General features: G+C 69.0%; 21 protein-coding genes. 18 read left to right on the top strand and 3 right to left on the bottom strand.

The window, feature by feature from the left end; all coding sequences use genetic code 11:
- The first annotated feature begins 444 nt into the window (after positions 1-444).
- From HH212_RS23720 to HH212_RS23650, 15 genes are all read left to right on the top strand, one after another.
- Entirely contained in the window at positions 445-2,148 is a 1,704-nt protein-coding gene (locus tag HH212_RS23720) for a GspE/PulE family protein (RefSeq protein WP_170204739.1), read from the top strand.
- A gap of 2 nt (positions 2,149-2,150) precedes the next feature.
- Positions 2,151-3,392, top strand: coding sequence for a type II secretion system F family protein (locus tag HH212_RS23715; RefSeq protein WP_170204738.1), 1,242 nt, complete (start codon positions 2,151-2,153; stop codon positions 3,390-3,392).
- Between the two features lie 276 nt (positions 3,393-3,668).
- The gene (locus HH212_RS27765) at positions 3,669-4,163 is read left to right on the top strand and encodes a type II secretion system protein (RefSeq protein ID WP_170204737.1); all 495 of its coding nucleotides are present in this window, start codon (positions 3,669-3,671) and stop codon (positions 4,161-4,163) included.
- Positions 4,164-4,183: 20 nt separating this feature from the next.
- Positions 4,184-4,801 carry a pilus assembly FimT family protein gene (locus HH212_RS23705; protein ID WP_170204736.1) on the top strand — a complete coding sequence of 206 codons (618 nt, stop codon included), beginning with the start codon at positions 4,184-4,186 and terminating at the stop codon, positions 4,799-4,801.
- Positions 4,791-5,387: a type II secretion system protein gene (locus tag HH212_RS23700; RefSeq protein WP_170204735.1), complete on the top strand. Its 597-nt coding sequence runs from the start codon at positions 4,791-4,793 to the stop codon at positions 5,385-5,387. The genes HH212_RS23705 and HH212_RS23700 overlap by 11 nt, the downstream gene beginning before the upstream one ends.
- Positions 5,384-6,328 (top strand): type II secretion system protein, encoded by a 945-nt coding sequence (locus HH212_RS23695; RefSeq protein WP_170204734.1) that lies wholly within the window; start codon positions 5,384-5,386, stop codon positions 6,326-6,328. The genes HH212_RS23700 and HH212_RS23695 overlap by 4 nt, the downstream gene beginning before the upstream one ends.
- Entirely contained in the window at positions 6,325-6,795 is a 471-nt protein-coding gene (locus HH212_RS23690; protein ID WP_170204733.1) for an agglutinin biogenesis protein MshP, read from the top strand. Before HH212_RS23695 ends, HH212_RS23690 begins: the two co-directional genes overlap by 4 nt.
- Positions 6,792-10,118 carry a DUF6701 domain-containing protein gene (locus tag HH212_RS23685; protein WP_170204732.1) on the top strand — a complete coding sequence of 1,109 codons (3,327 nt, stop codon included), beginning with the start codon at positions 6,792-6,794 and terminating at the stop codon, positions 10,116-10,118. Before HH212_RS23690 ends, HH212_RS23685 begins: the two co-directional genes overlap by 4 nt.
- 172 nt (positions 10,119-10,290) lie before the next feature.
- Positions 10,291-11,244, top strand: coding sequence for a type IV pilus biogenesis protein PilM (pilM, locus tag HH212_RS23680; protein ID WP_170204731.1), 954 nt, complete (start codon positions 10,291-10,293; stop codon positions 11,242-11,244).
- Positions 11,241-11,927: a PilN family protein gene (locus HH212_RS23675; RefSeq protein WP_170204730.1), complete on the top strand. Its 687-nt coding sequence runs from the start codon at positions 11,241-11,243 to the stop codon at positions 11,925-11,927. Before pilM ends, HH212_RS23675 begins: the two co-directional genes overlap by 4 nt.
- Complete coding sequence (locus HH212_RS23670; protein ID WP_170204729.1) at positions 11,924-12,679, top strand: hypothetical protein; 756 nt, start codon at positions 11,924-11,926, stop codon at positions 12,677-12,679. Before HH212_RS23675 ends, HH212_RS23670 begins: the two co-directional genes overlap by 4 nt.
- Complete coding sequence (locus HH212_RS23665) at positions 12,664-13,062, top strand: hypothetical protein (protein WP_229217432.1); 399 nt, start codon at positions 12,664-12,666, stop codon at positions 13,060-13,062. The genes HH212_RS23670 and HH212_RS23665 overlap by 16 nt, the downstream gene beginning before the upstream one ends.
- Positions 13,063-13,102: 40 nt before the next feature.
- Positions 13,103-14,932: a pilus (MSHA type) biogenesis protein MshL gene (mshL, locus tag HH212_RS23660; protein ID WP_229217431.1), complete on the top strand. Its 1,830-nt coding sequence runs from the start codon at positions 13,103-13,105 to the stop codon at positions 14,930-14,932.
- Between the two features lie 16 nt (positions 14,933-14,948).
- The gene (locus HH212_RS23655) at positions 14,949-15,842 is read left to right on the top strand and encodes an ExeA family protein (protein WP_170204728.1); all 894 of its coding nucleotides are present in this window, start codon (positions 14,949-14,951) and stop codon (positions 15,840-15,842) included.
- Entirely contained in the window at positions 15,839-17,236 is a 1,398-nt protein-coding gene (locus HH212_RS23650) for a tetratricopeptide repeat protein (protein WP_170204727.1), read from the top strand. Before HH212_RS23655 ends, HH212_RS23650 begins: the two co-directional genes overlap by 4 nt.
- Positions 17,237-17,422: 186 nt before the next feature.
- On the opposite strand, the gene HH212_RS23645 is transcribed toward HH212_RS23650, so the two are convergent.
- Positions 17,423-18,580, bottom strand: coding sequence for a pyridoxal phosphate-dependent aminotransferase (locus tag HH212_RS23645; RefSeq protein WP_170204726.1), 1,158 nt, complete (start codon positions 18,578-18,580; stop codon positions 17,423-17,425).
- 31 nt (positions 18,581-18,611) lie between these two features.
- Positions 18,612-19,079 carry a PIN domain-containing protein gene (locus HH212_RS23640; protein WP_170204725.1) on the bottom strand — a complete coding sequence of 156 codons (468 nt, stop codon included), beginning with the start codon at positions 19,077-19,079 and terminating at the stop codon, positions 18,612-18,614.
- Positions 19,080-19,115: 36 nt separating this feature from the next.
- Between HH212_RS23640 and yaaA the strand changes: the two genes are divergently transcribed.
- Positions 19,116-19,886: a peroxide stress protein YaaA gene (gene yaaA, locus HH212_RS23635; RefSeq protein WP_170204724.1), complete on the top strand. Its 771-nt coding sequence runs from the start codon at positions 19,116-19,118 to the stop codon at positions 19,884-19,886.
- 277 nt (positions 19,887-20,163) lie between these two features.
- Here yaaA and HH212_RS23630 read toward each other — a convergent pair whose 3' ends face one another.
- Positions 20,164-21,075 carry a LysR family transcriptional regulator gene (locus HH212_RS23630; RefSeq protein WP_170204723.1) on the bottom strand — a complete coding sequence of 304 codons (912 nt, stop codon included), beginning with the start codon at positions 21,073-21,075 and terminating at the stop codon, positions 20,164-20,166.
- Between the two features lie 125 nt (positions 21,076-21,200).
- Between HH212_RS23630 and HH212_RS23625 the strand changes: the two genes are divergently transcribed.
- Both HH212_RS23625 and HH212_RS23620 read left to right on the top strand, forming a co-directional pair.
- A complete protein-coding gene (locus HH212_RS23625; RefSeq protein ID WP_170204722.1) occupies positions 21,201-22,316 on the top strand; it encodes a tartrate dehydrogenase in 1,116 nt (371 codons plus the stop codon).
- A gap of 114 nt (positions 22,317-22,430) precedes the next feature.
- Positions 22,431-23,774, top strand: a complete 1,344-nt coding sequence (locus tag HH212_RS23620; RefSeq protein ID WP_170204721.1) for a dicarboxylate/amino acid:cation symporter — start codon at positions 22,431-22,433, stop codon at positions 23,772-23,774.
- Positions 23,775-23,821 lie beyond the last annotated feature (47 nt).

Genomic DNA, 23,821 nt, shown 5'->3' with positions numbered 1-23,821 from the left:
CGGCGTTCATGCGCCGTGCATCCATGGTATCCGAGCGCAACGGCAGGATGCCCCATGCTGAATATTCTCGTGTGGCAATAAACAGTGATCTGTACACATGGCACAACATCCTGGGCTGCAGCGCGTCGGGCGGATTTGGGGTCAGCAGATTCGGGGTCAGAGCACAATGTGTTCGGGAAGCCTGCCGCAAGCTGCTGATTTACCGGGAAGTATTCATGTGAATGGATAACGATTGTGCTCTGACCCCGAATTCAGGAAATTGCTTGGAAGTTATTGCCAAAAATTGTGCTCTGACCCCGGTTTGATGTTGATCAGGTTGTATCGGATTGCGGGTTGACGTCGCGTTCGGGATACGGTTTCGATCAGGAAATTAATTCCATGGGTTAATTTATGTTGTTCTTGGCTTAGAATGCGCGCTGGGTCCACATTGATCGATGAGGTAGCATGGCGAGGCCAGAAAAAGTCCGGCTCGGGGAAATCCTGGTGCAACAGAAGCTGCTGTCGGAAGAGCAGTTGAACCAGGCGCTGGCCGACCAGAAGCGCACCGGGCGCAAGCTCGGCCGGGTGTTCGTGGAAAGCGGCTTCGTCACCGAGGAGCAGATCTCGGGCGCGCTGGCGCGCCAGCTCGGCATCCCGACCATCAACCTGAAGTTCTACAACATCAACCAGGAAGTGGTGCGGCTGCTGCCGGAAACCCAGGCGCGGCGCTTTCGCGCGCTGGTGCTGGAAGACCGCGGCCACAGCGTGCTGGTGGGCGTGTCCGATCCGACCGACCTGTTCGCCTACGACGAGATCGCGCGCCTGCTGAAAAAGGCGGTGGAACTGGCGGTCGTCAACGAGACCGAGGTGCTGCAGGCGATCGACCGCATCTACCGCCGCACCGGCGAGATCACCGGCCTGGCGCGCGAGCTGGAGCAGGACCTGGGCGACGCCTCGGTCGACTTCGGCGCGCTGTCGGCCAACTCCGGGCTGGAAGAAGCGCCGGTGGTGAAACTGCTGCAATCGGTGTTCGACGATGCCACGCAGGTGCGCGCCTCGGACATCCACATCGAGCCGCAGGACGGGCGCCTGCAGATCCGCTTCCGCATCGACGGCGTGCTGCACCTGCAGACCGAGGCCGACATCAAGATCGCCACGCCGCTGGCGCTGCGCCTCAAATTGATGGCCGACCTGGACATCTCGGAAAAGCGCCTGCCGCAGGACGGCCGCTTCGCGGTAAAAGTGCGCAACCAGCGCATCGACGTGCGTATCTCGACCATGCCGACCCAGTACGGCGAGTCGGTGGTCATGCGTCTGTTGAACCAGGTCGGCACCATGCTGCGCCTGGACGCGATCGGCATGCCGCCCACGCTGGTGGAGCGCTTCCGCGCCATCGTCCAGCGTCCCAACGGCCTGGTGCTGGTGACCGGCCCCACGGGTTCCGGCAAGACCACCACGCTGTACAGCGCGCTGGCCGAGCTGAACTCGGTGGAAAAGAAGCTGATCACGGTGGAAGACCCGATCGAATACCGCCTGTCCGGCATCAACCAGGTGCAGGTCAACGACAAGATCGACCTGTCCTTCGCGCGCGTGTTGCGCTCGGCGCTGCGGCAAGACCCGGACATCGTGCTGGTGGGCGAGATGCGCGACCAGGAAACCGCCCAGATCGGCCTGCGCGCCGCAATGACCGGCCACCTGGTGCTGTCGACCCTGCACACCAACGACGCCGCCTCCACGCCGCTGCGCCTGATGGACATGGGCGTGCCGCGCTACATGGTGGGAGGCTCGCTGCAGGCGGTGCTGGCGCAGCGCCTGGTGCGCGTGATCTGCGAGAGCTGCAACAGCCCGTTCCAGCTGCCGGCGCCGGAACGCGCCTGGCTGCGCGCCGAACTGGGCGACCGGGCCGAGACCGTGCCGTTCTTCCACGGGCGCGGCTGCTCGCACTGCAACGGCACCGGCTACCGCGGCCGCACCGGCGTCTACGAGCTGCTGGAAATGACGCGCGCCGTCAACGAGGCCATCAACCACCCGGACCCGTCGCACTTCCTCAAGACGGCGTATGCCGAGATGCGCGGCGAGACCCTGCGCCGCGGCGCCGTGCGCCTGGCGATCCAGGGCCGTACCACGGTGGCCGAGGCGATGCGCATCAGTAACCAGACCGAGGAGTAAGGGTGCCGTTCTTCGCCTACCGGGGCCGCAACGCGCGCGGCGACTTGATGCAGGGCGTGCTGGAAGGCGCCGACAGCGGCGCCATCGCCGACCAGCTGTTCGGCACCGGCGTCACGCCGCTCGAGATCACGCCCACCACGCGCACCGTCAGTTCCGGCAACGGCGCCGACGGCGACACGCTGTGGCAGCGCCTGACGACCAAGAAAGTGACCTCGCTCGACGTGCAGCTGTTCAGCCGCCAGCTCTACACGCTGCTGAAGTCCGGCGTGCCGATCATGCGCGGCCTGGCCGGCCTGCAGGAATCCGCCACCAGCAAGAGCCTGGCGCGCGTGATCCAGGATTTGCGCGAATCGCTCGACGCCGGCCGCGAGCTGTCCAGCGCCATGCGCCGCCATCCGGAATGTTTTACCACCTTCTACCTGGCCATGGTGCGGGTGGGCGAGATGACCGGGCGCCTGGAAGAAGTGTTCCTGCGCCTGTTCGACCACATGGAATTCGACCGCGACATGCGCGACCGCGTGAAGACCGCGCTGCGCTACCCGATGTTCGTGGTGACGGCGATGGTGATCGCCATGTTCATCGTGAACATGTTCGTGATCCCGCAGTTCGAAAAGGTGTTCAACAGCTTCCACGCCGAGCTGCCGCTGATGACGCGCCTGCTGATCGCCGCCTCGCGCTTCACCGTGCAATGGTGGCCCGCTTTCGTGTTGGGCGCCTTCGGCCTGGTGCTGGGCTTTCGCGCCTGGGCGCGTTCGCCGTCCGGGCGCCTGGCCTGGGACCGCGTCAAGTTGCGCATCCCGATCGCCGGCAAGATCATCCACAAGGGCACGATGGCGCGCTTCGCGCGCAGCTTCGCGCTCTCGATCAGGAGCGGCGTGCCGATCGTGCAGGCGCTGACGGTGGTGGCGCAGACCTCGGACAATGCCTGGCTGGCCGCGCGCATCGAAGGCATGCGCGACGGCGTCGAGCGCGGCGAGAGCATCCTGCGCACCGCCACCAATACCGGCGTGTTCACGCCGATGGTGCTGCAGATGATCGCGGTGGGCGAGGAATCCGGCTCGATCGACGACCTGATGGACGAGATCGCGATGATGTACGAGCGCGAGGTGGACTACGAGCTGAAGACCCTGTCCAGCCAGATCGAACCGATCCTGATCACCTTCCTGGGCGTGATGGTGCTGATCCTGGCGCTCGGCATCTTCCTGCCGATCTGGGACCTGGGCAAGGCGGCGCTGCACCACTGACCCCCGAGCCTTGACCCTTGACCCGGCGGATTTTCGGCCGGGTGTTTTACCCACGCGACAGAATCGTTGCGACTTTGATCTCGAACGCAGAAAGTTTTTCTTGCGATAGCGCAAGATTGCTGTGATTCAAGGTAAAATTCTTCCATGCATCTGATTCAGCCGGCAGCGCCGGCGCGGAAGACGCAACCTGAGCCTGGCCCTGCATGCGTCAGCGGATAGGCGGCTGTACTCCACCACCACGCGGCGCGATCCGCACCACTTCATTCGGAGATGTCAATGAACAAGAATTTCAAAGCCGGCGCCCAGGGCGGTTTCACCCTGATCGAACTGATCGTCGTGATCGTCATCCTCGGTATCCTGGCCGCGACCGCGCTGCCGAAATTCGCCAACCTGACCGGTGACGCGCGCTTCGCCTCCCTGCAGGCGGCGCGCGGTTCACTGTCCTCGGTGTCGGCCATGGCGCACGGCCAGTTCCTGGTCAATCCGACCGGCAACGCCAGCACGCTCATCATGGAGGGTACGACTGTCAACATCAGCAATGGCTACCCGGTAGCGAATAATGCCTTGGCGGCAGCCGCTGGCTTGAGCACAAACGATTATACGTTCACGACAGTGGATTCCAGCAATGGTTCCGCATCCACCCTGACGGTGTCGCCGAATGGCGCCACGGTTGCCAACTGCAAGATCGTCTACACCGCCGCCACTGTGAGCGGCACGACCGTGACGCCGCCGTCCATCGTCACCACCGGTAACGCGGCCGGCTGCTTGTAAGCCGCCGTGGAGGCCGTCGCATGCTGAGCCGTGTTTCCGGTCCGATGTATCGTCCTCCTGCCAATCCCATCCCGGCTGAGCGCCGCACCGCCGGCTTCACGATGGTCGAGCTGATCATCGTGATGATCCTGATCGGCGTGCTCAGCGCCATCGGCCTGTCGCGCTTCTTCAGCCGCAACGGCTTCGAGGCCGACGCCTTTTCCGAGCAGGTGCGCGCCATGCTGCGCTACGGGCAGAAGATCGCGGTGGCGCAGAACCGGCGCGTCTACGTGCAGGCCGGCGGCGCCGGGCTGGCGCTGTGCTACGGCGCCGCGTCGCCGTGCGCGGCGGCCGACCAGGTGCCGGTGCCGGCCGGGAACAACAGCGGCAGCGGCGCCACCCGCGCCCTGTGCACCGCCGGCGGCAGCTACGCCCCTGCCTGGTATTGCGAGGGCACGCCGGCCGGCAGCACGCTGACGTTCGCTCCGGCCGCCCAGGCCGTGTTCTTCTTCAACGGCCTGGGCAAACCCTACCAGGGCAGCGACAATCCCACCACCTCCGACGATGCGTCCACCTTCGCCAACCTCGCGTTCAGCATCGCCGCCGAAGGCGGTACCCGCAGCGTCGTGGTGTATGCGGAAACCGGCTATGTCAATTGACATGCGCCGCCAGCGCGGCGTCACGCTGGTCGAGCTGATCATCTTCATCGTCATCATCGGCGTGGCCCTGACCGGCATCCTGGCGGTGATGAACCTGACCACCCAGCGCAGCGCCGATCCGGTGCGGCGCAAGCAGGCGCTGATCCTGGCCGAGGGCTTGCTGGAGGAAGTCGAGCTGGCCAAGTTCTCGTATTGCGACCCGGCGTCGAGCAACGCCGACACTGCCGCCAGTAGCGCCGCCTGCACCATTCCCGAGACCTGGGGCCAGGCCGGCAACGAGCCGGCCACCACCACCCGGCCGTTCGACAACGTCAACGATTACGTGAGCGCTCCCAACACCGCTACCGCCGCCTTCGACGTCAACGGCGTGCTCAGCGACGCCAACGGCAACGCCCTCAACCTGACCGGCTACACGGCGCGCCTGACCATCAGCCCGGCCGCGCTGGGCGGCATCGGCACGGCCAGCAGTTCGACGGGCGCGTCGGCCAACACCGAGGTACTGCGTATCCGGGTCGAGATCGGCTACGACGGCCAGACCCTGGCGCTGGACGGCTACCGCACGCGCTACGCGCCGAATTCACTATGAAGATCTTGCGCGCGCGGCGCCAGGCCGGCTTCACGCTGGTCGAGGCGGTGATGGTGATCGTGATCGTCGGCGTCCTGGCCGGCATCGTCGCGGTATTCATCCGGGCGCCGGTGCTGGGCTACCGCGACAGCGTCGACCGCGCCGAGATCACCGACCAGGCCGACCTGGCGCTGCGCCGCATGGCGCGCGACGTGCGCCTGGCGCTGCCCAACAGCGTGCGCGTGAGCGCCGACGGCAGCGCGGTGGAACTGCTGCAGACGCGTTCCGGCGCGCGCTACCTGGACAGCGACGACGGCCTCGCCGGCGCCGCCGTGCTGAGCTTCGACGATCCCGCCCAGGCCGTCTTCACCGCGCTGGCGCCGCCGCCCAGCTTCAGCCGCGTGCGCAAGGGCGACTTCGTGGTGGTCTACAACCTGGGCGAGGGCATGGGTTCGGCCAACGCCTACCAGCTGGCGGCCACCGGCGTCGGCGCCTGCCCGACCGGCGGCGCCGCCACCGCGGCCGGCAACATCGCCTGCATCAATGCCGATCCGGCGTCCACGACCGTCGCCGTCAACGGCGCCAACGTGCCGGCCATGCGCATCACGCTGGCCGGCAATCCGTTCGCCTACCAGGACGTGGCGCTGCCCTCGCCGCAGAAGCGCTTCCAGGTGGTGTCCGGACCGGTCAGCCTGTATTGCCAGGCGCGCGCCGACGGCACGCTCGACCTGTGGCGCGCCTGGGGCTACGCCATCGCGGCGGCCCAGCCGGTGCCGCCGTCCGACGGCCAGCGCGCGCTGGTGGCGACCCGCCTGACCCGCTGCGGCGGCCTGTTCTCCTACAGCACCGCGGCGGCCCAGCGCACCGGCCTGCTCGGCATCAACCTCGAACTGCGCGGACGCTACGACAGCGCGCCCGCGATCCGCCTGGTACACCAGGTCCACGTCGACAATACCCCATGACTTTCCCCATCCGCATGCGCATGCGCCGCCAGGCCGGCGTCGGCCTGGTCACCGCGATCTTCCTGCTGGTCGTGCTGGCCGGGCTGGCGGTGGCCATGGTCAGCCTGTACACCACGCAGCAGGCCAGTGCCAACCTCGACCTGCAGGGCGCGCGCGCCTACCAGGCGGCGCGCGCCGGCATGGAGTGGGGGCTGTTCCAGTGGAACCGCAACAAGAGCTGCACCGCGGCGACCACGCTGGCGATGCCGGCCGGGACCACGCTGTCCGCCTTTACGGTGAACGTGCGCTGCAGCCAGACCGGCGGTAGCGGCCAGGCCGGCGATATGCTGGCGCGCACCACGATCGCGGCCAGCGCCTGCAACATCACGGACAGCGCGGGCGGCTGCAACTGCGACGGCGCCAGCGGCGCCTGCACCCCGTCGGCCAATCCCGAGACGGTGAACCGCCGCATGGAGGCGCAGCTGTGAACGCGCGCATCCCGGCGCCGGCGCCGTCCCCGCATGCGTGGCTGGCGGCGCCGCTCCTGGCGCCGCTTCTGGCGTTGCTTCTGGCGCTGCTCCTGTCGCTGTCCGCGGCGCCGGCGCGCGCCGATACCGCGCTGTCGGTGGTGCAGAGCTTCCGCGGCACCTACAACTTCACCGGTACCGAAGTCACGATGCGCACCGGCGACAACGACAACCCGTGCGCCGTGGCGAGCTCCAACACGATCCTGTCGGCCAAGCTGTCGGGCATCCCGAGCGGCGCCACGGTGCAGAGCGCGCTGCTGTACTGGGCCGGGTCCAGCACCACGCCGGACTACACCGTGAACTTCGACGGCGTCTCCAGGACCGCCGACCGCCAGTACACCTCGAACACCATCGGCAGCGGCTTCACCTTCTTCAGCGGCGCGGTCGACGTCACCACCCAGGTCAACAAGAAAGGCAACGGCACCTATACCTTCAGCGGCTTGACCGTCAACAGCGGCAATCCGTGGTGCGCGTCGAGCGGCGTGCTGGGCGGCTTCGCGCTGCTGGTCATCTATTCGCAGCCGAGCGAGCCGTTCCGCCTGCTGAACGTGTACGAAGGCTTCCAGTATGTCCGCAACAGCAGCCTGAGCATCAGCCTGGGCAACTTCAACGTGCCCAATCCGCTGCCCGACAACGTCACCGGGCGCGTCGGCCACATCACCTGGGAAGGCGACGACACCCTGTCCGGCGGCGGCGAAGACCTGCTGTTCAACGGCTACGCGCTGACCGATTCGATGAACCCGTCCGGCAACCAGTTCAACTCGTCCAGCAACGTCAACGGCGACGCCAGCTCGTACGGCATCGACTTCGACGTGTACACCCTCAAGCCGCCGATCATCCAGGCCGGCCAGAGCAGCGCCACCAGCACGTACAAATCCGGCCAGGACCTGGTGCTGCTCAGCGCCGAGGTGGTGGCCATGCCCTACGTCGCCAACGCCGACCTGGCGCTGGAGATGACCCGCAGCGGCGACCTGACCGTCGGCGCCACCGCCAGCTACACGATCAAGGTCAGCAACGTCGGGGTGGACAAGGATGTCGGCCCGATCACGGTGGTCGATACGCTGTCGTCCAGCCTGAACCTGGTGTCCGCCAGCGGCTCCGGCTGGACCTGTTCCAGCGCCGTCCAGGGCAGCGGCGAGACCGTCGTCACCTGCAGCCAGGACGGCCCGCTGGCCGGCAACGGCGGCACGCTGACGCCCCTGACCATCAGCGTGACGCCCAAGGCGGCCGGCAACTACAGCAACAGCGCGGTCGTGTACGGCAAGACCGGCGACGACAATGCCGCCAACAACAGCGCCACCGACACCGGCAAGGCCGGCACTGCCGACACACCGCCCGCGGTATTCACGCGCCAGGTCTGCAAGTCGGGCGACGAGATCGTGGTGATCGGCAACGACAAGACGGCGGCCGACAATACCTGCCCACGCTTCATCGGCCCGGTGACGGCCGGCGACAGCACCACCCGCATCTACATCACCGCGGTCAGCATGGTCAACGGCAAACTCATCGCGAAGCCGCTGTCCAGCAGCGACATGACCGTGCCGGTCAGCCTGTCCGCCACCTGCCTGCCGAACTCGGGCGTGGCGGTCAGCTACGCCGGCGCCACGTTCGATTGCAAGGGCACCGCCAGGAGCGTCAACGTGACGGCGCAGGGCAACAAGCCGACCGCGGTGCTGGGGCCGTCCAGCGCGCCCTCGCAATTCTTCTATGCCGACGTCGGCCGGGTGACGCTGTCGCTGAGCTACAACGGCTCGGTGGTGAGCAAGCTCGACTTCATTTCGCGCCCGTCCGACATCCGCGTGTACAGCGTGGCGCGCGCCAGCGACGGCGCCCTCGACCGTGGCGGCCTGGCCGCCGCCAACTGGAGCAAGACCGACGACGTCGCCTTCGCCAAGGCAGGCGAGCAGTTCAACGTGCGCGTGGGCGCGTGGATGGCCAATAACGCCTGGGCGCCCAGCTTCGGCAAGGAACCAGCGGCGCTGTCCAGCACGCTGCCGGCGAGCGCGCTCACCCAGCAGTTCAAGCTCGACCTGTTCACGCCCACCGCGGTCGACGGCGGCAGCGGCGTGGCGGCCAACGCCGCCAAGGACGCCATCGTGCAGGGTGCGTTCTCGCCCGACCAGGACTTCGCCGCCACCAGCGCGGTGAGCGGGGTCGGCCTGTTCGAAGCCAAGGCGCGCTGGTTCGAGGCCGGCTACCTGGGCCTGACGCCGTCGATGATCGATTACCTGAACACCGGCGCGGTGGGCGGGCCGCCGGACGGCGTCGACCCCGCCTCGACCAGCCGCCTGATTGCCTCCACGCGCGTGGCGGGGCGCTTCTACCCGGACCATTTCGAGACCCAGCTGACTTTCAATCTCGCGTGCCAGGCCGACATGAGTTGCCCTGCCACCTACCCGGTCGAGGGAGCGACCTATTCGCTGCAGCCCTTCAACCTCGCGGTAACGGCGTTCGCCATGCCCAGGAACGGCAAGCCGCAGCCGATGGGACTATTTCGTAACGTCAACGCGGCGCGCGCAGTGACACTGGCGGCGGTGACCTCGCCGCTGGCATCCGGCACGGCGCTTGCCGCCGCGCCGTTCTCGGCGGTGACGCCGCTGCCGCAGTCGGCCAACATGAGCGACTTCCCCACCATGTCCACCACCGGCACGTTCGCGCTGGGCACGCCCTACAGCGCGAGCGCGCGCCGCGCCCAGAACTGGGGCGCGCCGACCGCCGCCTACCTGCGCGCCACCAGCGCCGACAAGCTGGTGGCGGCCGGCAGCGACAGCGCGACCACCGCGCTGGTCGTCAATTCCGCCACCCCGGCCGGCGCCAGCGGCGTCCAGTACGAAGATGGCCTGATGGTGATTTCCGGGCGATTGTTCGTGCCCAACCTGTTCGGTTCCGAACTGCTGCGCATGAGCGTGCCGCTGACGGCGCAGTACTGGAACGGCAGCGCCTGGGTCACCAGCGCCACCGACAGCCCGTCCGGCACCGCCACCCCCAGCACGGTGGCGGCGACCGTCACGCCGCTGGCCTGCACGCGCTCGTTCGCGCAATCGTCGACCGCCAGCACCTGCAAGGCAGGCGTGCTGGCGTTCGCGTCCGGCAGCGTCAATCCGGCGCCGTTGACGGCGGGACTGGGCAAGATGATCCTGCAGGCGCCGGGACGCGGCACCAACGGCAGCATCGATTTCACCGCCGCCGGCGGCAACGCGGGCGCCTGGCTGCCCAGCACGCGCGCCCGCGCTACCTTCGGTTTATATACGAGTCCGCTGATTTACTTGCGGGAAGTATATTGAACTCACTAAAATTGATAATAAACAATACAAGATTCTGTGCGTAAAACATGAAATATTTTTCCTGGGAGTAAAAAACGGGTTCGATTTGCGGCGGAGTTGACTATAATCATGGCATAGGGAAACATTCGTAACCATCCATCGTCATTCAACCAACCGATTTTCATCGCCACGCATGCGTTTTTTTAGTAGAGCAAAGAAGAATGGTGCCTGGCTGGCGATGATGCTGCAGCGCGACGGCATCGCCGCCGCCAGCGTGGCGGCCGACCCGGCCCAGCCCGATGCCCGGCCGATCGTCACCCTCGCCAGCTTCTTTCCCGGCAATGCCAGCGTCGAGGCACTGGAAAAGGTCGGCAAGGAACTGCACAGCACCGACTACCGCTGCGCCACCGTGCTGGCCGGCGGCGATTACCAGTTGATGTCGGTGGAGGCGCCCAACGTGCCGCGCGAAGAACTCAAGAGTGCGATGCGCTGGCGCCTGAAGGACGTGCTCGACTTCCCGGTCGACGACGCCACCTTCGACATCCTCGAGATCCCGATCGACGCCAGCGCCGCGGCGCGTCCGCAGCAGAGCGTGTTCGCCGTGGCGGCGCGCAACGCGACCGTCCGGGCGCGCCAGCAGCTGTTCGCGCAGGCCAAGGTGAAACTGCGCGCGATCGATATCCCCGAAATGGCGCAGCGTAACGTCTCGACGCTGCTGGAACGCGACGGCCGCGGCGTTGCCATGCTGTCGTTCGGCGAGGACGGCGGCCTGCTGACGGTGTCCTGGCGCGGCGAGCTGTACCTGTCGCGTCGCATCGACGTGACGCTGGCGCAGCTGCTGGAAGGCGACCACGAGCGCAAGGCCCAGAGCTTCGACAAGATCACCCTCGAACTGCAGCGCTCGCTCGACCACTTCGAGCGCCAGTTTTCCTTCATCAGCGTGGCCAAGCTGGTGCTGGCGCCGACCGGCGCCTCCGGCCTCGAAGCGTACCTGTCGGGTAACCTGTACACGCGCGTGGAAACGCTCGACCTGGGCGATGTGTTCAACCTGGGCGGCGTGGCCGAGCTGGCGGCCGACGCCGCGCGCCAGCAGCGCTTCTTCGTGCCGCTGGGCGCGGCGCTGCGCGGCGAGGAGGCGGCGGCATGAGCCAGCAGATCAACCTGTTCAACGACCAGTTCGAGCACAAGAAGCAGCTGTTCACGGCCAATACCATGGCCGCCGGCGCCGGCGTGCTGGTGCTCGGCCTGGCCGCCATGGGCGTGTTCGGCAAGATGCGCGTCGACGCCCTGCAGCGCGACGCCGACGCCGGCGCCGCGCGCCTGGAACAGACCAGGAAGCGCCTGGCCGACGCCACCACCGCATTCCCGGCGCGCCGCAAGGACCCGCAACTGGCGGTCGAGGCGCAGCAGGCGGAGGTCCGACTGGCGACGCTGCGCCACGTGTCCGGCATCATCGCGCACGGCGAACTCGGCAACACCCAGGGCTATGCCGAGTATTTCCGCGCGCTGGCGCGCCAGCGCGTCGAAGGACTGTGGCTGACCGGCGTCAGCGTCGGCGCCGCCGGCCAGGACATCGGCGTGCGCGGGCGCGCGCTGGACGCGGCGCTGGTGCCGGGCTTCCTGGCGCGCCTGCGCAACGAGACCGTCATGCAGGGCAAGCCGGTCGGCAACCTGCAGATCGCCGAAGCGGCCCCCGTCAAGGTGGCCGGCAAGGACGGCAAGGAAACCGACGCCCCGGCGCCGTACGTCGAATTCAGCCTGCAGTCGGCGGGGCCGGCACGGCCGGGCGCCCCCGGCGCGGGCGCGTTCCAGTCCGGAGGACAGCCATGAAGCCGCGCTGGCAGCACGACCTGCAATTGCGCTGGCAGCGCCTCGCCGCGCGCATCGATGCGCTGAACCAGCGCGAACGCATCCTGGCCTTCGCCGCGCTGCTGGCGGTGCTGGCCTTTCTCGCACAGACCGCCATGCTGGGGCCGCTGCAGCGCAGGCAGGATGCGCTGCGCAGCCGCATCGTCCAGCAGCGCAGCGATACCGCCGCCGTCGACGCCGAGATCGTGCAGAAGCTGGAAGCGTCGCGCGCCGACCCGGATGCGCCGCTGCACATGCACCTGCAGGACGTGCGCGGCGAGACCGAGCGCCTGGGCAGCGAACTGCGCGCCATGCAGCACGGCCTGGTGGCGCCCGAGCGCATTGCGCCGCTGCTGGAATCGATCCTGCGCGCCAACGGCCGCCTGAAGCTGGTGGCGGTGCGCACGCTGCCGGTCGATCCGCTCAGCGCGCTCGACCCGGCCGGCGCCACCCGCGACGGCGCGCCGCGCATGCCGCAGGCGGCGCCGGCAGCGCCGCCGCAGGACGCGGCGAAACCCGCCGCCGATGCGCCCGAGCTGCTGTTCCGCCATGGCGTCGAAGTCACGGCGCGCGGCAGCTACCTGGACATGGTCGACTACATGGCCGCGCTGGAAGCGCTGCCGACCCAGCTGTTCTGGGGCAAGGCCCAGCTCGAGGTCGAGCAATACCCGACCGTGCGCCTGACCCTGACCCTGTACACCCTGAGCCTGGACGACAAATGGATGAAGCTGTGAACCGCGCCATGCGCCTGCTGGCTGCGCTCGGCGCGCTGCTGGCGTCGGCGGCCCAGGCGGCCAACCCGGCCGCGCAGGCGCTGCAGGACCCGACCCGCCCGCCGGCCGTGCTGGCGGCGAAAGCTGCCCCGGACGCCACGCCCGGCGATGCCCCGCGCCTGCAGACCGTGCTGGTCGGACGCGCGCCGGGCGGCCGCCACCTGGCCGTGATCGACGGCGAAACCGTGCGCCCGGGCGACAGCTTCCATGGCGCGCGCGTGGCGCGCATCGCCGAGGGCGAGGTCGAACTGGTGCGCGGACGCGAGCGCCAGGTACTGCGCCTGGCGCAGGACGCGCCGGGCGGCATGACGCCGGCGCGCCCGGCACCGCAACATGCGCGCTGAGCGCGCCGACTGCACGCCGCTGCGTGCGATGAGGACAAGAATGCACAAGACGAATTCGAAGGCGGCGCTGGCCGCAGCGGTTGCCCAGCTCGGCATGGCGCTGCTGCTGTCCGGCTGCCAGAGCGCGCCATCCAACGCCACCTACGACCGCATCCGCCAGGACGTCGCCGGCGCCGCCCGCCCGCGCGCCGCCGGGCCGGCCGCCGGCACCGCAGCCGCCGGTGTGCCGGCCACCGCGCCGGTGGCCGACCAGGCCGTCGCCGACGCCCTGTTGCCGCCCAGCGCCGCGCTGGCGACCCAGTTGCCGCGGGCGCGGCCGGCGCTGGAAGAGCGCTTCAACGTCTCGTTCAACAACGTGCCGGCGCAGCAGTTCTTCCGCTCGATCGTGGCCGGCACCCGCTACAACATCCTGGTGCATCCGGACGTCAGCGGCAGCATCACCGCCAACCTGAAGGACGTGACGCTGCCGGAAACCCTGGACGCGGTGCGCGAGATGTACGGCTACGACTACAAGATCGAAGGCACGCGCATCTCGATCAAGCCGCTCACCATGCAGACCAGGATGTTCCGCGTGAACTACCTGGTGGGCAAGCGCCGCGGCGCTTCCAACCTGCGCGTGACCTCGACCTCGGTGGGCAACGCGGTCCAGAACGGCAACAACAACTTCCAGAACAACGGCACCGCCAACAATACCGGCAGCAACGGCAACCCGAACAATCCGAACGGCCAGAACCAGGCCGAGAGCACCGACGTCAACACCAGTTCCGACAACGACTTCTGGGCCGACCTCAAGAGCGCGGTCGAGGCCATGGTCGGCTCCAAGGAGGGCGGGCGCAGCGTGGTGATCAGCCCGCAGTCGGGCGTGATCGTGATCCGCGCGCTGCCGGACGAGCTGCGCAACGTCGACGCCTACCTGAAGGCGACCCAGCTGGCGGTCGACCGCCAGGTGATCCTGGAAGCCAAGATCCTCGAGGTCGAGCTGAACGACAGCTACCAGAGCGGCGTCAACTGGGCCTCGTTCGCTTCCATCAAGAGCGGCCACGACAACCGCGTCTCGGGCGGCATCATCGCCCCCGGCGCCACCTTGACCCCGCTGCCGTTCGGCGGCGGCCAGCCGGGTACGATCACCGATCCGGGCACCGGCCTGTCGGCCAGCAGCGGCTTCTCGCTGTCGAGCGCGGTGGAAGCGGCCGGCTCGATGTTCGGCCTGGCGGTCCAGACCAGCAACTTCGCGGCCCTGATCTCGTTCCTGGAAACGCAGGGCAGCGTGCACGTGCTGTCGAGCCCGCGCGTGGCCGCGATCAACAACCAGAAGGCCGTGCTGAAGATCGGCACCGACGAATTCTTCGTCACCGGCGTGACCACCACCACCAACTCGACCAACGCCGGCAACACGGTGACGCCGAGCGTGACGCTGCAGCCGTTCTTTTCCGGCGTGGTGCTGGACGTGACCCCGCAGATCGACGAGCGCGGCAACATCATGCTGCACGTGCACCCGTCGGTGAGCCAGGTCTCGACCGTCAACAAGGCGATCAACCTCGGCACGGCCGGCAGCCTGAACCTGCCGCTGGCGGCCTCGGCCACCTCGGAGCTGGACAGCATCGTGCGCGGCATGAACGGCCAGGTGGTGGCGATCGGCGGCCTGATGCGCCAGGCCTCGAACAACGACGCCTCGCAACTGCCGGGCGCCGGCGACGTGCCGGTACTGGGCACGCTGTTCGGGTCCAAGAAACGCGTCAACCAGAAGCGCGAGCTGGTGGTGCTGATCAAGCCGACCATCGTCGAAGGCGCCAGCAACTGGAACGACGACCTGCTCGACGCCGGCCGCCGCATCGAGCAGCTCGATCCGCGCGCCCGCGGCGTGCGCTGACGGCGGAGGACAGCCGATGTATGCGACCCATTTCGGCCTGCGCGAGCTGCCGTTCGGGATCACCCCGGACACCAGCTTCTTCTTCGGCAGCCCGCATTCGCAGGAAGCGCTGAACACGCTGCTGGTGGCGGCGCGCGCCGGCGAGGGCTTCATCAAGATCACCGGCGAGGTCGGCACCGGCAAGACCCTGTTGTGCCGCAAGTTCATGGCCACGCTGGGGCCGGACTTCGTCACCGCCTACATCCCGAACCCGTACCTGGAGCCGCGCACGCTGATGCTGGCGCTGGCCGACGAGCTGGAACTCGCGCTGGCGCGCGACGTCGACCAGCACCAGCTGCTCAAAGCCGTCAACGCGCGCCTGCTGGCATTGGCCGGCGAAGGCAAGCGCGTGCTGCTGTGCCTGGACGAGGCGCAGGCGATCCCGCTCGAGAGCCTGGAAGCGCTGCGTTTGCTGACCAACCTGGAGACCGAAAAGCGCAAGCTGCTGCAGATCGTGCTGTTCGGCCAGCCGGAACTGGACCGCAAGCTGGCGCTGCAATCGATCCGCCAGCTGGCCCAGCGCATCACCTTCCACTACCACCTCGGCCCCCTGCGCCGCGACGACCTGGATTACTATGTGGCGCACCGCCTGCGCGTGGCCGGCTTCGAGGGCGCGCGCCTGTTCTCGCAGGCCGCGGTGACGCGCCTGTACCGGGCCAGCGGCGGCGTGCCGCGCCTGGTGAACATCCTGGCGCACAAGGCGCTGATGCTGTGCTACGGCGAAGGCCGCCACGAAGTGTCGGGCGCGCACGTGCGCGCGGCGGCGCGCGACACCATGGCGCTGGAACGGCGCCGCGCCTGGCCGTGGGCGGCCTTGACGACGCTGGGGGCCAGCCTGGCTGCCGGCATGACCTGGGCACTGACGCGATGAGCCTGATTAACAAGATGCTGCAGGACCTGGACGCGCGCGGCACCGGCGCCGGCGAGGCTTTTCCGGCGCAAGTCAAGCCGGTGGCGCCGCCGCGGCGCGCTGTGCGCCCGAGCCCGCGCACGATCGCGGCGGCCGTGGCCGGCGCCTGCGCCGGCACGGCGCTGGTCTGGTTCGCCTCGGGCCGGCTGCAGGCCGTCCAGGAGGGGAGCGCGCCGGCGCCGGCGGTGCTGGCCGCCGACGCCGGCGCCAGGCCGGCGCCGGGCACGTTGCGGCCGGGGCAGGGGATGAGCAGCGTCATCACGACCACCCCGGCCGGCGATGGCGCCGGGACCGGCGCGCCGGCGCGGGATGCGGCGGGTGGCGCGGCCACGCCGGCGGCGCTGGAGGCGCAGCCCGGCAGTCTGTCGACTGCGGCGCCGGCTGCAATGCCGGCTGCGCCCGCGGCCATGCCGATGCGCGAGGCGCCGGCCGACCCGCCGGCAGCGGCGCGCGCCGGCACGGACGCGGCGGCGTGGACGGCATCCGCACGCGCCGCGCGCGTCATCGAAGAACCGGCCGCACGGACGTCGCCGCCGGCCGCCCGGCGCGGCATCGACGATGGCGCTGCACCGGCAGCCGGCACGCCGGCCGCCGTGGCTGCGCCCGTCGCGCCGGTCAAGTCGGTGGCCTCGATGGAACCCGACAGCAGCGAGGCGCGCGCGGTGCGCAATGCGCTGATGCTGGAACTGCAGAATCGCGAAGCGCGCCGCGCGCAGGCGGCCGGGGTACTGGCCGGCCGTCCAGCCGCAGTGCGCGAGCGCGGCGCCGTGCAGGGCCGCCAGGACAGCGCGTCCCAGCGCGCCGAGGGCGAATACCGGCGCGCGCTGGCCAGCCTGCAGGAAGGACGCATGGGCGAGACGGTCGCCGCGCTGGAAGCGGCCCTGCGCATCGACCCGGGCCACGACGCGGCGCGCCAGACCCTGGTCGGCCTCTTGATCGAAGCCCGGCGCCCGGACGAGGCCATGCGCCAGCTGCAGCTGGGCCTGGCGCAAGACCCGCGCCAGCCGCGGCCGGCGATGTTGCTGGCGCGCCTGCAGATCGAACGCGGCGGCAGCGGCATCGACACCTTGATGCGCACCCTGCCGTACGCCGGCAACGACCCCGACTACCACGCCTTCCTGGCCGGCGCCCTGCAGCGCCAGGGGCGCCACCGCGAAGCGGCGGCCGAATACCAGGCCGCGCTGCGCGGCGCCCCCGCCAACGGCATCTGGTGGATGGGACTGGGCATCTCGCTGCAGGCCGACAAGCGCAATGGCGAGGCGCTGGAGGCGTTCCAGAGGGCGCGCGCGAGCGGGGCGCTGTCGCAGGAATTGCAGGCGTTCGTGGAACGCCAGATGCAGGCGCTGGGGCGGTAAAGGATGGTACGGACTGTCGTTTCCGACATCTGAGCAGCCACCTCCGTCGTCCCCGCGCCCATACCGAGCAACCAAATTCGCGACAATGGAAATGACCGCGGTACTTCGACGTGCCGGACTTCGGAAGCCCACTATGGGTCCCCGCCTGCGCGGGGACGACGTAGATATTCGCTTCTCCAGCGTCATTCAGACCCTGGCCAGCCGCTCCAGCGCCAGCCGCAGCGTCTCGTCCTGTTTCGCGAAGCAGAAGCGCACGATCCCCGACTCGCGCCCGCCGCGGTAGAACGCCGACACCGGGATCGCCGCCACCTTGATCTCGCGCGTCAGCCACTGCGCGAACTCGGCTTCCGGCAAATCCGAGACGCCGTCGTAGCGCACGCACTGGAAGTAGGTGCCGTCCGCCGGCAGCAAGGTGAAGCGCGTGCCGGCCAGCCCGGCGCGGAACAGGTCGCGCTTGCGCTGGTAAAAGGCGGGCAGGTCCAGGTAGGGCGCCGGGTCGGCCATGTAGGCGGCCAGGCCGTGCTGCATCGGCGTGTTCACGCTGAACAGGTCGTACTGGTGCACCTTGCGGAATTCCGCCGTGAGCGCGGCCGGCGCCGCCACGTAGCCGATCTTCCAGCCGGTCACGTGGTAGGTCTTGCCGAAGCTGGACACCACGAAGGCGCGCTCGGCCAGCACCGGATGGCGGCTCACCGACGCGTGCTGCTCGCCGTCGTACACCATGTGCTCGTAGACCTCGTCCGAGAGTACCAGGATGTCGGTATCGGCGACGATCGCCGCCAGCGCGTCCAGGTCGCAGGGGCGCAGGATGCTGCCGGTCGGGTTGTGCGGGCTGTTGATGACGACCATGCGCGTGCGCGGCGTGACCGCGCCGGCCACGTCGTTCCAGGGCACGTGGTAGCCGGCCTCGTCCAGGCGCATCGGCACCGTCACCGGCACCGCGCCGGCCAGGCGGATCGCCGGCAGGTAGCTGTCGTAGGCCGGCTCGATCACGATGACCTCGTCGCCCGGATGGACGGCGCACAGGATCGCCGTGACGATGGCTTGCGTGGCGCCGGCGGTGACCGTGATCTCGGTCGCGGCGTCGTAGGCGCGGCCGTACAGCGCGGCGATCTTGGCGGCGATGGCTGCGCGCAGCGGCGCCGCGCCGGGCATCGGCGGGTACTGGTTCAAGCCGGCGCGCATGGCCTCGCTCACCAGTTCCGGCAGGCGCGGGTCGCAGGCGAAATCGGGGAAACCCTGGCCCAGGTTCACGGCGCCGTGTTCTGCGGCGAGGTTCGACATCAGGGTGAAAACGGTGGTGCCGACGGCCGGCAGGCGCGATTGCAGGACGGGTGTGCTCATGAGGTCGTGGTGGGCAGGTCGATCGATGCTTTTATTCTAGCGCGGAAGGCGGCGGCGCCGGCAGTTCGGTCTTGATCCAGGCTTCCGGACCCATGATGCGGAACAGGCCCTCCTTTGCGGTGCGCTTGCCGCACTTGAGCAGCGCCTTGTCCTTGGTGACCAGCACCGCGGCGCCGCTGTCGCGCGCCACTTCCAGGAACTTCTGGTCGTCGCGGTCGCTGCAGGCCGGCAGCCGTACCGGTTTCTGGCCGGGTGCCACCACCTGGATGAGGGCGTCGAAGCGCGCCGCCGCCCGCGGGCGCGAGTCGTCGTCGAGCGGCAGGTGAGGGTAGTGCAGGACCGCCAGGTATTCGTCGCGGCAGTCGGCGCGCGTCACTGCCTGCACGGCGCCGCCGGCGAGCGCGGCCAGCAGGCCGGCCCAGCGCGGGTCGTGGAACACGAACAGGTCGAGGCAGACATTGGTGTCGAGAACAATCGGTTTCGCTGGAGCAGGTATCATGGCAGCAATTCTACCCGCTGGACCCCGTTCCCGAACATGCTGATCGTACTTTCGCCCGCCAAATCGCTCGACCTCGACACGCCATCCACCACGCAGCACGCCACTACCCCGCGCTTCATCGACCACGCGGCCGAACTGGCGACGCACTTGAAAACCCTGTCTCCGGCCCAGGTCGGCGCGCTGATGTCGATTTCCGACCAGCTGGCCGTGCTCAACGTCACCCGCTACGCCGACTGGCACCCGGACCACGGCACGGCGCGCCAGGCCGTGATGGCCTTCGACGGCGACGTCTACACCGGCCTGGACGCGCGCAGCCTGGACGCCGGCGCGCTCGACTGGCTGCAGCGGCGCGTACGCATCCTGTCCGGCATGTACGGCGTGCTGCGCCCGCTCGACCGCATGCACCCGTACCGCCTGGAGATGGGCACGCGCCTGGCCAATGCGCGCGGCAAGGATCTGTACGCGTTCTGGGGCGACCATGTCACCGGCGCGCTCAACGCGGATCTCGCCGAGTCGGGCGCCACTGCGGTGGTCAACCTGGCCTCGGAAGAGTACTTCAAGTCGGTCAGGCCGAGGCTGCTGGACGCGCCGGTGATCACGCCGGTGTTCGAGGACTGGAAGGGCGGCAAGTACAAGATCGTCTCCTTCCACGCCAAGCGCGCGCGCGGCATGATGGCGCGCTATGCGGCCGAACGGGCGATCACCGATCCGCAGCAGTTGAAGGATTTCGACCGCGACGGCTATGCGTTCGACGAGGCGGCTTCCGGTGGCGACAAGTGGCTGTTCCGCCGGCGGCGCGAAGTATGAGCCGGACCCGGGGGGTGTGAGGATTGGAGGAATTTGGGCGGCCTCCCGGCGGATATGATGTGGAAAGCGCCCACGGGCGGCGCCGAAGATCGTCTACGGCATCGCGTACCGGCCGTATGCCGACCAGGCCGGCCTGGTCGCGCGGCCGTGGGCAGGGTTCGCGCCGCTGATCGAGACCGACTGGCTGGCCTGGCTGGACGGGCGCGAAAGCATGGGCGTGGCGCTGGACCGGATGGTGGCACGCCTGCCGCAGGACCCCTGAAGGCCGGCGCGCGGTTCACCCCCGCGCGAAGGTCGCGGCCAGAAAATCGACGAAGCTGCGGATGCGCGCCGACAGCTGGTGGCGCTGCTGGTAGACGGCGTAGATGTCGGCGTCCGGCGTGCGGTAGTCCGGCAGCACCTCCACCAGCCGGCCGCTTTTCAGGTAGCGCTCGATGTCCCATTCGGCGCGCATCAGGATGCCGTGGCCGTCGAGCGCCCAGTTGACCGCGATCTCGCCGTCGTTGGTGGTCAGGTTGCCGCGCACCTTCACCGCTTGCCCCTGGCGCTCGCCGGTGTCGCTCTCGAGCAGGCGCCAGCTGCCGTAGGCTTCGTCGCCCTGGCGGATGCTGATGCAGTTGTGGCGCGCCAGCTCGGCGGGCGTGCGCGGCGTACCGTGGCGCGCCAGGTAGGCCGGCGCCGCGCACAGCAGGCGCCGGTTGGACGCCAGCCGGCGCGCGATCACGCGCGTGTCGTAGGGGGCGCCGAAGCGGATGCAGACGTCGAACACATCGTCGGTCAGCGCCGGCGGGTCCACCGACAACTGCAGCTGCACGTCGACCTCCGGATAGCGCAGCACGTAGCGCGAGATCGCGGGCGCCACGTGCAGGCGCCCGAAACCGAGCGTGGCGTTCACGCGCAGCTGGCCCTTGGGCGTCTCGCGCCCGGCCGCCATCAACTGGCCGAGCGCGTCGATGTCGGCCAGGATGCGGCGCGCGTGTTCCAGCAGCACCTCGCCGTCCGGCGTCAGGCGCATGCGCCGGGTGCTGCGGTTCACCAGCGGCACTTTCACACGCGCCTCGAGCGCGGCCAGGCGCTTGCTGACCGCCGCCGTGGTGATGCCGAGCTCGCGCGCCGCCGCGCTCAGGCTGCCGGCGGTGGCCAGGGTCACCATGAAGCTCAGTTCGGCCGGCTGGAAACCGTCGGTCATGGGGCCTTTCTTGCGGCCCGATTATTGAGCCGGGGGTTAACAATGGTTTGAGTGTAGCGGTGCGAAAGGGCGCCGTCCAGCGCGTACATTGGGCCCGTCACAACAGTCCAATCAAGGAGACACGCATGAAGACCTATCGCATCGCAACCATTCCCGGCGACGGCATCGGCAAGGAAGTGGTGCCGGCCGGGCGCCAGGTGCTGGCCGCGCTGGCCGGCGCCGGCGCCGGCGCCGGCTTCCAGTTCGAGTTCGAGGATTTCGACTGGGGCGGCGACTACTACCGCCAGCATGGCGCGATGATGCCGGCCGACGGCCTGGACGCCTTGCGCGCCAAGGACGCCATCCTGTTCGGCTCGGCCGGCGACCCGGACATCCCCGACCACGTCACGCTGTGGGGCCTGCGCCTGAAGATCTGCCAGGGCTTCGACCAGTACGCCAACGTGCGCCCGACGCGCATCCTGCCCGGCATCGACGCGCCGCTCAAGCGCTGCGGCCCGGACGACCTGAACTGGGTGATCGTGCGCGAAAACTCGGAAGGCGAATACTCGGGCGTGGGCGGACGCGCGCACCAGGGCCACCCGATCGAGGTCGCCACCGACGTCAGCATGATGACCCGCGCCGGCGTCGAGCGCATCCTGCGCTATGCCTTCCGCCTGGCGCAGTCGCGGCCGCGCAAGCTGCTCACCGTGATCACCAAGAGCAACGCCCAGCGCCACGCGATGGTGATGTGGGACGAGATCGCGCTGCAGGTGTCGCACGAATTCCCGGACGTGCAATGGGACAAGGAGCTGGTCGACGCCGCCACCGCGCGCATGGTCAACCGCCCGGCCAGCCTGGACACCATCGTCGCCACCAACCTGCACGCCGACATCCTGAGCGACCTGGCGGCGGCGCTGGCCGGCAGCCTGGGCATCGCCCCGACCGGCAACATCGACCCGGAACGACGCTATCCGTCGATGTTCGAGCCGATCCACGGCTCCGCCTTCGACATCATGGGCAAGGGGCTAGCCAATCCGGTCGGCACCTTCTGGTCGGTCGTGATGCTGCTGCAGCACCTGGGCGAAGAGGCCGCGGCCCGGCGCCTGATGGCCGCCATCGAGCGCGTGACGGCGACCCCGGCGCTGCACACGCGCGACCTGGGCGGCACGGCCACCACGGCCGAGGTGACGGACGCCGTGTGCGCGATCCTGGCCGAAGCGGACGGCGGCGCTGCCGCCGGCCAGGCGCGCCAGGCAGCCTGACGCCGCGCACCCGGTCGCCGGCCGGCAGTGCGCCGGCGCCGAGCCGCCCCGACCCGGCCGCCAGAGCGCGGGCCGGGCGGCTCTCCATGCAAGACAATCACACAGGAGACAAGCATGTTCAAGCGATTGTTCGGCCAGCTGTACGTGCAGGTATTGATCGGCGTGCTCGCGGGCTGCCTGCTCGGGGTGCTGGCGCCGCAGCTCGGCACCGACCTGAAACCCCTGGGCGACGCCTTCATCCGCCTGATCAAGATGGTGTTCGCGCCGGTCATCTTCTCGATGGTGGTGCTGGGCATCGCCAAGATGGAAAGCATGAAGGAACTGGGCCGCGTCGGCGTGCGCGCGCTAGTGTATTTCGAGGTGATGTCGACCTTCGCGCTGCTGCTCGGGCTGGTGGTGGTGAACGCGGTGCAGCCGGGCGTCGGCATGAACGTCGACCCGCGCGCGCTCGACACCCACGCCATCGCCGGCTACACCGCGGCGGCGGCCAAGCCGCACGGGGTCGTCGACTTCCTCCTCAACATGATCCCCACCAGCCTGGTCGACGCGCTGGGCAGGAACGACATCCTGCAGATCCTGGTGTTCGCCACCCTGATGGGCGTGGCGCTGTCGCGCCTGGGACGGCGCGCCAAGCCGGTGGTCGATTTCCTCGACGCCTTCGTCAACGGCATGTTCGTGGTGGTCGGCATGATCATGCGCGTGGCGCCGCTGGCCGCGTTCGGCGCCATCGCCTTCACGGTCGGCAAGTATGGCCTGGCGTCGCTGCTGTCGCTGGGCCAGCTGATGGGCTGCATGTACCTGACCTGCGTGGCCTTCGTGCTGGTGGTGCTGGGCGGCGTGGCGCGCGTATCCGGCTTCAGCCTGTGGCAGTTCCTGCGCTACCTGAAGGACGAACTGCTGACGGTGCTGGGCACCAGCTCGTCCGAATCGGTGGTGCCGCAGCTGATGCGCAAGCTGGAGCACGCCGGCGTCTCGAAGCCGGTGGTCGGGCTGGTGGTGCCGGCCGGCGTCACCTTCAATCCGGACGGGCAATGCATCTACTACAGCATGGCCGCCATCTTCATCGCGCAAGCCACCAACACGCCCTTGACCCTGACCGACCAGCTGGTGGTGCTGGGCGTGCTGATGCTGACCTCGAAGGGCTCGGCCGGCGTGACCGGTTCCGGCTTCATCACACTGGCGGCCACGCTGGCGTCGATGGGCAAGATCCCGGTGGCCGGCATGGTGCTGCTGCTGGGCGTGGACCGCTTCATGTCCGAGGCGCGCGCCGTCACCAACACCATCGGCAACGCGGTGGCGACCATGGCGGTGGCGCGCTGGGTGGGGGCGCTCGACCGGGCCCAATTGCGGCGCGCGTTGGACGGCGTGCCGGCGCCGCTGGAGCTGGAAGAAGAGGATTTAGCGCCTGGCGCGCCGGTGGTGTCGCCGCTGGCGGGCGCCAAGCAGGCGTCGGCGTAGAGTGCCCAAATACCGTTCGGTCAAGCTGCAATGACAACGTCGTCCCC

Source organism: Massilia forsythiae, from assembly GCF_012849555.1.
GTDB lineage: Bacteria > Pseudomonadota > Gammaproteobacteria > Burkholderiales > Burkholderiaceae_D > Telluria > Telluria forsythiae.
Note: the sequence above shows the minus strand (reverse complement) of the source record. Positions and strands in the feature narration are given on the sequence as shown.

Excerpts from the sequence above, each read along its gene's own strand:
- HH212_RS23720 (WP_170204739.1), top strand. The coding sequence starts at position 445 with ATGGCGAGGCCAGAAAAAGTCCGGCTCGGGGAAATCCTGGTGCAACAG.
- HH212_RS27765 (WP_170204737.1), top strand. The coding sequence starts at position 3,669 with ATGAACAAGAATTTCAAAGCCGGCGCCCAGGGCGGTTTCACCCTGATC.
- HH212_RS23705 (WP_170204736.1), top strand. The coding sequence starts at position 4,184 with ATGCTGAGCCGTGTTTCCGGTCCGATGTATCGTCCTCCTGCCAATCCC.
- HH212_RS23700 (WP_170204735.1), top strand. The coding sequence starts at position 4,791 with ATGTCAATTGACATGCGCCGCCAGCGCGGCGTCACGCTGGTCGAGCTG.
- HH212_RS23695 (WP_170204734.1), top strand. The coding sequence starts at position 5,384 with ATGAAGATCTTGCGCGCGCGGCGCCAGGCCGGCTTCACGCTGGTCGAG.
- HH212_RS23690 (WP_170204733.1), top strand. The coding sequence starts at position 6,325 with ATGACTTTCCCCATCCGCATGCGCATGCGCCGCCAGGCCGGCGTCGGC.
- pilM (WP_170204731.1), top strand. The coding sequence starts at position 10,291 with ATGCGTTTTTTTAGTAGAGCAAAGAAGAATGGTGCCTGGCTGGCGATG.
- HH212_RS23675 (WP_170204730.1), top strand. The coding sequence starts at position 11,241 with ATGAGCCAGCAGATCAACCTGTTCAACGACCAGTTCGAGCACAAGAAG.
- HH212_RS23670 (WP_170204729.1), top strand. The coding sequence starts at position 11,924 with ATGAAGCCGCGCTGGCAGCACGACCTGCAATTGCGCTGGCAGCGCCTC.
- HH212_RS23665 (WP_229217432.1), top strand. The coding sequence starts at position 12,664 with ATGGATGAAGCTGTGAACCGCGCCATGCGCCTGCTGGCTGCGCTCGGC.
- mshL (WP_229217431.1), top strand. The coding sequence starts at position 13,103 with ATGCACAAGACGAATTCGAAGGCGGCGCTGGCCGCAGCGGTTGCCCAG.
- HH212_RS23655 (WP_170204728.1), top strand. The coding sequence starts at position 14,949 with ATGTATGCGACCCATTTCGGCCTGCGCGAGCTGCCGTTCGGGATCACC.
- HH212_RS23650 (WP_170204727.1), top strand. The coding sequence starts at position 15,839 with ATGAGCCTGATTAACAAGATGCTGCAGGACCTGGACGCGCGCGGCACC.
- HH212_RS23645 (WP_170204726.1), bottom strand. The coding sequence starts at position 18,580 with ATGAGCACACCCGTCCTGCAATCGCGCCTGCCGGCCGTCGGCACCACC.
- HH212_RS23640 (WP_170204725.1), bottom strand. The coding sequence starts at position 19,079 with ATGATACCTGCTCCAGCGAAACCGATTGTTCTCGACACCAATGTCTGC.
- yaaA (WP_170204724.1), top strand. The coding sequence starts at position 19,116 with ATGCTGATCGTACTTTCGCCCGCCAAATCGCTCGACCTCGACACGCCA.
- HH212_RS23630 (WP_170204723.1), bottom strand. The coding sequence starts at position 21,075 with ATGACCGACGGTTTCCAGCCGGCCGAACTGAGCTTCATGGTGACCCTG.
- HH212_RS23625 (WP_170204722.1), top strand. The coding sequence starts at position 21,201 with ATGAAGACCTATCGCATCGCAACCATTCCCGGCGACGGCATCGGCAAG.
- HH212_RS23620 (WP_170204721.1), top strand. The coding sequence starts at position 22,431 with ATGTTCAAGCGATTGTTCGGCCAGCTGTACGTGCAGGTATTGATCGGC.